Origin of the sequence: Spirillospora sp. NPDC049652, assembly GCF_040675125.1 — a bacterium.
In the GTDB taxonomy this organism is placed as follows: Bacteria; Actinomycetota; Actinomycetes; order Streptosporangiales; family Streptosporangiaceae; genus Spirillospora.
Genome location: NZ_JBFAOF010001270.1, coordinates 1 through 1,679 on the forward strand (window position 1 = coordinate 1; position 1,679 = coordinate 1,679).

Annotated in this window: 3 protein-coding genes; 2 read left to right on the top strand and 1 reads right to left on the bottom strand. The window is 73.3% G+C overall.

Annotated features, from left to right (window positions below; all coding sequences use genetic code 11):
- Positions 1 to 747, top strand: a 747-nt coding sequence (locus AB0J52_RS39320; protein ID WP_500188186.1) for an aldehyde dehydrogenase family protein, incomplete at its 5' end; no start/stop codon positions are given.
- 112 nt (positions 748 to 859) lie between these two features.
- Here AB0J52_RS39320 and AB0J52_RS39325 read toward each other — a convergent pair.
- Positions 860 to 1,357, bottom strand: coding sequence for an Lrp/AsnC family transcriptional regulator (locus AB0J52_RS39325; protein ID WP_500188188.1), 498 nt, complete (start codon positions 1,355 to 1,357; stop codon positions 860 to 862).
- A gap of 98 nt (positions 1,358 to 1,455) precedes the next feature.
- Here AB0J52_RS39325 and AB0J52_RS39330 point away from each other — a divergent pair.
- A partial coding sequence (locus AB0J52_RS39330) for a hypothetical protein (RefSeq protein WP_500188189.1) occupies positions 1,456 to 1,679 on the top strand: 224 nt, incomplete at its 3' end.

Below are 1,679 nucleotides of genomic sequence, written 5' to 3' on the forward strand. Positions count from 1 at the left end.
GGCGGCGCCAAGAACCACGCCGTCGTGCTCCCGGACGCCGACCTCGACCACGCCGCCGACCAGATCACCGCCGCCGCCTACGGCTCGGCCGGGCAGCGCTGCATGGCGATCTCGGCCGTGGTCGCGGTCGGCGCGGCCGCCGACCCGCTGGTGGAGCGCCTGGCGGAGCGGGCGCGCGCGGTGAAGGTCGGCCCCGGGGCCGAGGCCGGCAGCGAGATGGGGCCGCTGATCGGCCGGGACGCCCTGGAGCGGGTGACCGGCCATGTCGAGCGGGCCGAGCGCGACGGCGCGGCCGTGGTGGTGGACGGGCGCGGGCTGCCCGGCCCCGGCCACTTCCTCGGCCCGTGCCTGCTCGACCGGGTGACGCCGGCGATGGCCGCGCACCAGGAGGAGATCTTCGGCCCGGTCCTGGTCGTGCTGCGGGCCGACTCCCTGGACGAGGCGATCGCCCTGGTCAACTCCGTCCCCTACGGCAACGGTACGGCGGTCTTCACCTCGTCCGGGGCGGCGGCCCGCCGGTACCAGCGCGAGGTGCGGGTCGGGATGGTCGGCGTGAACGTGCCGATCCCGGTGCCCATGGCCTTCTACTCCTTCGGCGGATGGAAGGACTCGCTGTTCGGCGACACCCACGTCCACGGCGCGGAGGGGATCCGGTTCTACACCCGGGCGAAGGCGGTGACGAGCCGCTGGCCGGAGCCGTCCGTCGCGGAGCCCCTCGCCGCGATGGCCTTCCCCACCGCGACCTGAGAGCGCGCACCTGAGCGCTCGACCGCGCCCTGAGCCGCCCGGCCCCTCCTGATCACAGGTCATGGGAAGACGACCGATCAGGAGGGGCCGGCCGGTTCGCGTGCCGGCCGCCTCAGGGCTTCAGGACGCCCCGGCCTTCGCGGACCTCGAAGACCAGCTGGGTCTCCGTCCGCTGCACCACCGGGTAGATGGTGATGTGCTCCAGGATCAGGTCGCGGAGCTTCTGCGGGCTCTCCACGGCGACGTGCAGGAGGAAGTCGTCGTCACCGCCCACGTGCAGGACGGTCAGCGCTCCGGGTACCGCCACCAGCTTGTCGTAGAGGCTGCGGACGTGCTCCCTGTTGTGGCTGCCCAGCCGGACCTTCACGATCGCCTGGATCGGGTGGCCCAGCGCGCCGAGGTCGAGCCGGGCGTTGACGCTCGCGATGACGCCCGAGCGCCGCAGCGCGCGCACCCGGTAGGCGCAGGTGGACTCGGCGACCCCGACGCGGGCGGCGAGCGCGGCGTTGGTCATCCGGCCGTCCTCCGCGAGCGCGGCGAGGATGGCCAGGTCGGTGCCGTCGAGAGCGGCCGGAGCGGATTGCGGTTTCTTCGACGACAGGTCGGGCATCAGGGCTCTCCTCGCAGAATCTGCGTCGATCCTGGCGAAGAGCGACGACTTCCGCAACGACCATTGAGTTTCCCTGGGGATCCGCTCATCCTGGCGCAATGATCTTGCCTCGGCTGCAGCCCGACTCCCTCGCCGTCCACGCCGGCCGCGAGGACCTCGCGGGCCTCGGTGTGCACGCGCTCCCCATCGACCTGTCCTCGACCAACCCGCTGCCGGACATCGAGACGGGCGGCCTGTCGTACGAGGCCATGGCCGGCGGGGGAGCGCCGTACGCGGACGGCGGAGCCGTCTACGGGCGGCTGTGGAACCCGACCGTCGCGCG

Excerpts from the sequence above, each read along its gene's own strand:
- AB0J52_RS39325 (WP_500188188.1), bottom strand. The coding sequence starts at position 1,357 with ATGCCCGACCTGTCGTCGAAGAAACCGCAATCCGCTCCGGCCGCTCTC.